The 6386-nt window shown below is 67.6% G+C and carries 6 protein-coding genes and 2 pseudogenes; 5 read left to right on the plus strand and 3 right to left on the minus strand.

All coding sequences use genetic code 11. From position 1 onward, the window contains the following. Positions 1–388: LacI family DNA-binding transcriptional regulator (locus ACLJK8_RS21630; RefSeq protein WP_413152499.1), on the minus strand; the 388-nt coding region annotated here is incomplete at its 3' end. A gap of 184 nt (positions 389–572) precedes the next feature. Between ACLJK8_RS21630 and iolG the strand changes: the two genes are divergently transcribed. The 3 genes from iolG (at position 573) to ACLJK8_RS21645 (ending at position 3479) form a co-directional block, all read left to right on the plus strand. Next, positions 573–1595, plus strand: a complete 1023-nt coding sequence (gene iolG, locus ACLJK8_RS21635; RefSeq protein WP_413152501.1) for an inositol 2-dehydrogenase — start codon at positions 573–575, stop codon at positions 1593–1595. Then, positions 1585–2412 (plus strand): sugar phosphate isomerase/epimerase family protein, encoded by an 828-nt coding sequence (locus ACLJK8_RS21640; RefSeq protein ID WP_413152503.1) that lies wholly within the window; start codon positions 1585–1587, stop codon positions 2410–2412. The genes iolG and ACLJK8_RS21640 overlap by 11 nt, the downstream gene beginning before the upstream one ends. A 95-nt stretch (positions 2413–2507) precedes the next feature. After that, a complete protein-coding gene (locus ACLJK8_RS21645; RefSeq protein ID WP_413152507.1) occupies positions 2508–3479 on the plus strand; it encodes a sugar ABC transporter substrate-binding protein in 972 nt (323 codons plus the stop codon). 63 nt (positions 3480–3542) lie between these two features. On the opposite strand, the gene ACLJK8_RS21650 is transcribed toward ACLJK8_RS21645, so the two are convergent. Together ACLJK8_RS21650 and ACLJK8_RS21655 are read right to left on the minus strand one after the other, a co-directional pair. After that, positions 3543–3941 (minus strand): PIN domain-containing protein, encoded by a 399-nt coding sequence (locus tag ACLJK8_RS21650; protein ID WP_413152505.1) that lies wholly within the window; start codon positions 3939–3941, stop codon positions 3543–3545. An 8-nt stretch (positions 3942–3949) separates the two neighbouring features. Further along, entirely contained in the window at positions 3950–4216 is a 267-nt protein-coding gene (locus ACLJK8_RS21655; protein WP_413152506.1) for an AbrB/MazE/SpoVT family DNA-binding domain-containing protein, read from the minus strand. Positions 4217–4407: 191 nt separating this feature from the next. Between ACLJK8_RS21655 and ACLJK8_RS21660 the strand changes: the two are divergent. Next, positions 4408–4641 (plus strand): annotated as a pseudogene (locus ACLJK8_RS21660) (dihydroxy-acid dehydratase); the annotation flags it as partial. 4 nt (positions 4642–4645) lie between these two features. Continuing rightward, a pseudogene (gene ilvD, locus ACLJK8_RS21665) lies at positions 4646–6364 on the plus strand (dihydroxy-acid dehydratase); the annotation flags it as partial. Between the last annotated feature and the right edge of the window lie 22 nt (positions 6365–6386).

The raw sequence follows: 6386 nt of genomic DNA on the forward strand, positions 1-6386 counted from the left end.
CGATGACGACCGAGGCATCGACCCGGCGCTGGCTCGCCGAGATGAGCGCGGTCGATGCGTCGTCGTCGAGCATGTTGACGAGCAGGACCCCGAAGCCGGCGCGCGTGAGCACGCGGGTCAGCCGCTCCAGCATCACGAGCTTGTGCGGGTTCTCGAAGTCGTCGAGCATCAGCGCCACGAGGTTCGAGCGGTCGGAGGCGAGCGAGGCCGCGAGCAGGTCGGGCACGTAGCCGAGCTGTTCCGCCGCTTCCATGACCTTGCGCCGGCTCTTCGCCGAGATCGACGCGTCCTTCTTGAAGGCGCGCGCCACCGTCCAGCGCGACACGCCCGCGAGCGCCGCCACCTCATCCGCCGTCACCGTCAGGAATTCCGAACCCTCATCGCTCATGATCGCGAGTCTAGCCGAAACGAAGGCGGGCGGAAAGCAGAATTGCTCGCGCGTGCATTCACGATTTGCTTACGCGTGCATATGAGCATTGCTCACGCGTGCATTATTGTCTTGCTCGCGCGTGCAAATTCGGGCATCACCATGTTCAACGCGAATCGCGAACACGTCCAAGGGAGGTTTCCGGATGCTCAAAGTCGCTCTTCTGGGTGCCGGCCGTATCGGCCAGGTCCATGCCCGCTCGATCGCCGCGGACGGGGACAGCCGTCTCGTCGCCGTCGCCGATGTGAATGCCGCGGCCGCCGAGACGCTCGCCGCCGCGAATGGCGCGGAAGCGCGGAGCATCGACGCGATCCTCGCCGATCCCGCGATCGACGCGGTGCTGATCGCGACCTCGACGGATACCCATGCCGATCTGATCGAACGCGCCACCGCCGCCGGCAAGGCGGTGCTCTGCGAGAAACCGGTCGACCTCTCGCTCGACCGCGCGCTCGCCTGCCTCGCCTCGGCCGAGGGCACCGGAAAGCCGGTGATGGTCGGTTTCAACCGCCGTTTCGATCCGAATTTCGCCGGGCTCAAGGCCGCCTTCGACGCCGGTGAGATCGGCAAGGGCGAACTGCTCTCCGTCACTTCCTTCGACCCGGCGCCGCCGCCGGTCTCCTACATCAAGGTCTCGGGCGGGCTCTTCCGCGACATGATGATCCACGATTTCGACATGGCCTGCTGGATCTTCGGCGGCGCGCCGGAGCGCGTGACCGCCGTCGGGACCTCGGTCGTCGATCCGGAGATCGGCGGGGCGGGCGATGTCGATACCGCCGTCGCCACGCTGACCTGGGCCGATGGCCGGGTCGCGGTGATCAAGAACAGCCGCCGCGCGGTCTATGGCTATGACCAGCGGGTCGAGCTTCTCGGCTCCGAGGGCCTTCTCGGCGCGAAGAACATGCTGGAAAGCACCGTCGAGAAGATCACGACGGCGGGAACGCTGTCGGCGAAGCCGGAGTATTTCTTCTTGGAGCGCTATGCCCGCGCCTATGCCGCCGAATGGCGGGCCTTCGTCGCGGCGGTCGAAGCCGGCTCGGCGATGCCGGTTCCGCTCGTCGAAGGCGTGGCCGCGCTCGCCTGCGCCGAAGCCGCGACGCTTTCCGCGAAGCGCGGCGAGACGGTCGCGATCGCCGAGGTGATGGCGCGTGAGGTGTCCCATGCGGCGTGAGACCGGCTGCTGCACCTGGATCTTCGGCGGCGAAGCCCTGCCGGAGATGGCCGAACGTATCGCCCGGGCGGGCCTCGAAGGCGTCGAGCTGCATGGTGACATCGATGGCATCGATCCGGCCGAGGCGGGACGGATCTTCGCGGAGAAGGGCCTCAAGATCTTCTCGATCACGCCCGGCGACGCCGATATCTCGCATCCCGACGCGGAGATCCGCGCGGCGGCGGTGGACTACTACCGCCGGTTGATGGACTGGGCCGTCGCGCTCGATCAGGGCGCGGGCGCGCCGCGCATCTCCTGCCACGGGCTCGTCACCCGGATCCGTCCCGTCTCGACCCAGGCCGAGGAGGACGCGCTGCTCGTCGAGAGCGTGCGGCGCATCTGCGGCTTCGCGGCGGAGAAGGGGCTGCCGGTCGTCTTCGAGATCCTGAACCGCTACGAGAGCCATCAGGTCCGGACCGTCGCCGAGGGGCTTCGCCTGCTCGAAGCGGTCGGCGCGGAGAATCTGAGCCTGCTGCCCGACGCCTATCACATGAATATCGAGGAGCCGAACCCCGCCGCGGCGCTGCGCGCGGGCGGAGGTGCGATCGGTCTCTACCACGCCGCCGATTCGAACCGGCAGGCGCTCGGCGAGGGTCACACCGATTTCGCGGCCCAGATCGCGGCGCTCGACGCCATCGGCTACGCGGGTCCGATCATCATCGAACCGGCGGCGCCGGGTCCCGATCCCTTCAACACGAACAAGGGGGAGGGCTTCCGCGACGTGCTGGGGGCCCAGCTCAGGACATCCGCCGAGGCGCTTCGCGCGCTCGGGAGTTGAAACCAAACGAACCCGGCGGGAACCACCGCCGGGACACCACAAGCCACAAACGGGAGGTCACAATGTCTTTCACCACGTTCTCGCGCGGCGCCGCCATGCGTCTCGGCCCGCGTCTCTGCACGGCGGCCCTGGGTCTCGGCCTGGCCGCGGGTTTCGCCACCGTTCCCGCCACGGGCGCGCAGGCGCAGATGATCGGCGTCACCATCGCCGAGTTCAACGACAACTTCCTCACCCTGCTCCGGAACGGCATGTCCGAATACGCCGCCGAGCACGGGGTCGAGCTCATCGTCGAGGATGCTCAGCGCGACATCGGCAAGCAGCTGAGCCAGATCCAGAACTTCGTCGCCTCGGGCGCGCAGGCGATCATCGTGAACGCGGTCGATACCGACGCCACGGTCGCGATGACCCAGGCGGCCGAGCAGGCCGGCGTGCCGCTCGTCTACGTGAACTACCAGCCGATCAACGTCGATACCCTGCCCGACAACCAGGCCTTCGTCGCCTCCGACGAACGCGAATCCGGCACGCTTCAGACCCAGGAAGTCTGCCGCCAGCTGCGCGAAGCGGGCAAGGAGGATGGCGCCGAGGTGCTCGTGCTGATGGGCGAGCTTTCGAGCTATTCCTCGCGCCAGCGGACCGAGGACATCCGCGAGGTGATCGCGACGCCCGAATGCTCCTTCATGACCATCACCGAGGAGCAGACCGCGAACTGGCAGCGCGCCCAGGCGCTCGACATCATGACGAACTGGCTCTCGGGCGGCATCGAATACGACGCGGTCATCGCCAACAACGACGAGATGGCGCTCGGCGCCATCCAGGCGATGCAGTCGGCCGGCGTCGCGATGGACGAGAAGGTCGTGGCCGGGATCGACGCGACGCAGGACGGCCTCGCCGCGATGTCCGCCGGCGCCCTGGATGTCACCGTCTACCAGGACGCGAAGGGCCAGGGCCAGGGCTCCATCGAGACGGCGCTGAAGCTGATCAACGGCGAGGAAGTGGAGCAGAAGGTCTACATCCCCTTCGAACTCGTCACGCCGGCCAACATGGACGACTACGCCGCCCGCAACTGAGGCGATTCTTCTGAAGAAGGGCGGGGGCCGGCGCGGCCCCCGTTTCCTTGTTATTGGCGGCGGTCAGGCGAAGGGATTCCGGATCGTCATCTGGCGGGCGATCGTGAACCCGTCGCTCATGTCCTCGGAGAACAGCGTCTCGCAGCCCGCGATCAGCCCGGCTGCGACGATCATCGCGTCATAGAGCGACAGCCGGTGCCGTTCGGCGAGAGCGAGGCCGAGTTCATGTGTCCGGAGCGTGAGCGGCTCGACCGTCACGAAGGCGCGGATCATCGCGAGGAACGACTCCGTCTCAACCCAGGACAGGCCCATCTTGCGACGTGCCACATTGGCAAGCTCGTTCAGCACCTGCACGCTCACCGTGCCGCCCTCCGCGAGCAGACCCTGCGCGATATCCGCCTTCGCCGTATCGGCCGAGGCGAGATAGGCGAGCACATTCGTGTCGAAGAACCGCGGACCCATGCCCGGCCTCACTCCCCGCCGGCGTCTGTCCTCCAAGCTTCCGCCCCCCGGGAGTTCGCCTCGTCTCGGTCGAAGCGGAAATCTGCGGGCAGGCGGCCGCGGAAGGCACGCAGCTCGGCGAGGATCGCTTCCGGATCGGGCTTGCGCCGGACCCCGAAGCGGCGCCCGGCCTCGACATGGATCTCGATCTCGTCGCCCTCGCGCAGGTTCAGCTCGTCGACGACCGCGGCGGGCAGGCGTACCGCGAGACTGTTGCCCCATTTCGATACAAGCATCACCGCCCCCTTGGATATACGCGAGACCAATGTATATCCTCTCGCTTCCCCGGACAAGCCCCGCGGGTGCTTGGCGGCGCTTCGGGGGGGAGCGGGACCCGCCGGTCCGCTGTTCAAGTTCCCGCGAATCTGGGCTACACCGGCGACGACGCGGCTCCGCGCCGGAGCGACACAGGAAAGACGAGAGCCAGATGCCAGCCTATCGTTCCAGAACGACCACCCACGGCCGCAACATGGCAGGCGCCCGCGGACTCTGGCGCGCGACCGGGGTCAAGGACGGCGATTTCGGCAAGCCGATCATCGCCGTGGTGAATTCCTTCACCCAGTTCGTGCCCGGCCACGTGCATCTGAAGGACCTCGGCCAGCTCGTCGCGCGCGAGATCGAGGCGGCCGGCGGCATCGCCAAGGAATTCAACACCATCGCGGTNGGTGAATTCCTTCACCCAGTTCGTGCCCGGCCACGTGCATCTGAAGGACCTCGGCCAGCTCGTCGCGCGCGAGATCGAGGCGGCCGGCGGCATCGCCAAGGAATTCAACACCATCGCGGTCGATGACGGCATCGCGATGGGGCATGACGGCATGCTCTATTCGCTGCCCTCGCGCGAGATCATCGCCGACAGTGTCGAATACATGGTCAACGCCCATTGCGCCGATGCGATGGTCTGCATCTCGAATTGCGACAAGATCACGCCCGGCATGCTGAACGCGGCGATGCGGCTCAACATCCCCGCGGTCTTCGTCTCCGGCGGGCCGATGGAAGCGGGCAAGGTGGTGCTGAAGGGCAAGACGGTCGCGCTCGATCTCGTCGATGCGATGGTCGCCGCCGCCGACGAGGCGGTCTCGGACGAGGATGTGAAGGTCATCGAACGCTCGGCCTGCCCGACCTGCGGCTCCTGCTCGGGCATGTTCACCGCGAATTCGATGAACTGCCTGACCGAAGCCCTCGGCCTGTCGCTGCCCGGCAACGGCTCGACACTCGCGACCCATGCCGACCGGAAGCGGCTCTTCGTCGAGGCGGGGCATCTCGCGGTCGATCTCGCGCGGCGCTACTACGAGGACGACGACGCGTCGGTGCTGCCGCGCAATGTCGCGAACAAGCGCGCCTTCGAGAATGCCATGTCGCTCGATATCGCGATGGGGGGCTCGACCAACACGGTGCTGCATATCCTCGCCGCGGCTTACGAGGGCGAAATCGACTTCACGCTGGATGACATCGACGCGCTCTCGCGCAAGGTGCCCTGTCTCTCCAAGGTCGCGCCCGCGAAGAGCGACGTGCATATGGAGGACGTCCACCGCGCCGGCGGCATCATGGCGATCCTCGGGCAACTCGACGCGGGCGGGCTGATCCACCGCGACACGCCGACCGTGCATACGCCGACGCTCGGCGAGGCGATCGACCGCTGGGACATCAGCCGTGCCGAGAGCCAGTCGGTGCGCGATTTCTACCGCGCGGCGCCCGGCGGCGTGCCGACGCAGGAGGCGTTCAGCCAGTCCGCGCGCTGGGACGAGCTCGATCTCGACCGCGAGACGGGCGTGATCCGCTCGGTCGAGCATCCGTTCTCCAAGGACGGCGGGCTCGCGGTGCTGACCGGCAACATCGCGCTCGACGGCTGCATCGTGAAGACGGCGGGCGTGGACGAGTCGATCCTGAAGTTCACCGGCCCCGCTGTGGTCTTCGAAAGCCAGGACGCGGCGGTCAAGGGCATCCTCGGCAAGGAGGTCGAGGCGGGGGACGTGGTGGTGATCCGCTACGAAGGGCCGAAGGGCGGTCCGGGGATGCAGGAGATGCTCTATCCGACGAGCTACCTGAAATCGCGCGGACTCGGGAAGGCCTGCGCGCTGGTGACCGACGGGCGGTTCTCAGGCGGTACCTCGGGACTTTCGATCGGCCATGCCTCGCCCGAGGCGGCGCAGGGCGGGGCGATCGGGCTGGTGCGCGATGGCGACCTGATAGAGATCGACATTCCGAACCGGACGATCAACCTCGCCGTGCCGGAAGACGAACTGGCGGCGCGGCGCGCGGAGCAGGACAGGCTCGGCTGGAAGCCCGCCGCGCCGCGCAAGCGCAATGTGACGACGGCGCTCCGGGCCTACGCGGCCTTCGCCGCCTCCGCCGACAAGGGCGCGGTCCGCATCCTGCCCGACTGACGGCCGGACCCTGGGTCGGGAC

The sequence above is a fragment of the Amaricoccus sp. W119 genome (assembly GCF_047275745.1).
Taxonomy (GTDB): Bacteria; Pseudomonadota; Alphaproteobacteria; order Rhodobacterales; family Rhodobacteraceae; genus Amaricoccus.

Excerpts from the sequence above, each read along its gene's own strand:
- iolG (WP_413152501.1), top strand. The coding sequence starts at position 573 with ATGCTCAAAGTCGCTCTTCTGGGTGCCGGCCGTATCGGCCAGGTCCAT.
- ACLJK8_RS21640 (WP_413152503.1), top strand. The coding sequence starts at position 1,585 with ATGCGGCGTGAGACCGGCTGCTGCACCTGGATCTTCGGCGGCGAAGCC.
- ACLJK8_RS21645 (WP_413152507.1), top strand. The coding sequence starts at position 2,508 with ATGCGTCTCGGCCCGCGTCTCTGCACGGCGGCCCTGGGTCTCGGCCTG.
- ACLJK8_RS21650 (WP_413152505.1), bottom strand. The coding sequence starts at position 3,941 with ATGGGTCCGCGGTTCTTCGACACGAATGTGCTCGCCTATCTCGCCTCG.
- ACLJK8_RS21655 (WP_413152506.1), bottom strand. The coding sequence starts at position 4,216 with ATGCTTGTATCGAAATGGGGCAACAGTCTCGCGGTACGCCTGCCCGCC.